Below are 505 nucleotides of genomic sequence, written 5' to 3'. Positions count from 1 at the left end.
CCGAAACCGCACGCTACTGGCGACACCCTGATGGACACATCACGACAGAGCTTTGGACAAGGCCAGTCCGGGTCAAGAAAAAAGGCGCATGGGCATGGATCGACCCTACCCTCACAGCTCAGGGCGATGAAATCAGACCCAAGGTGATTAAGGGTGATCTGAAACTTCCTCATGGGGAGGATTCGGATCCTGCAACCACCTTTACCTTCACCCCCGCGCAATCTCTCACTCTGGCATGGCCTACCAGGCTTCCAAGGCCGACACTTCAGGGTAACCGTGCCACCTACACCGATGCGGCGGGATCCGGCACCGACCTCGTGGTGACCGCACTTGCCACAGGCTTTCGTTACGATCTGGTCCTACGCGAGCGGCCTACCAAGGCTCTAGAAATCAAGATTCCAGTGCGAGGCAAAAAACTTGCGCTACGCGGAGATTCCAATGGCCGCCTGCGCCTGGTCGGCGAGGGGAGCCGCAATCTCACTGTGACTGCGCAACCCATCATGCG

General features: G+C 58.4%; 1 protein-coding gene. It reads left to right on the top strand.

The window, feature by feature from the left end; translation table 11 throughout:
• A partial coding sequence (locus ABD732_RS18710) for a hypothetical protein (RefSeq protein ID WP_344786353.1) occupies window positions 1-505 on the top strand: 505 nt, incomplete at both ends.

The organism is Gordonia caeni, from assembly GCF_039537105.1.
In the GTDB taxonomy this organism is placed as follows: Bacteria; Actinomycetota; Actinomycetes; order Mycobacteriales; family Mycobacteriaceae; genus Gordonia; species Gordonia caeni.
Note: the sequence above shows the minus strand (reverse complement) of the source record. Positions and strands in the feature narration are given on the sequence as shown.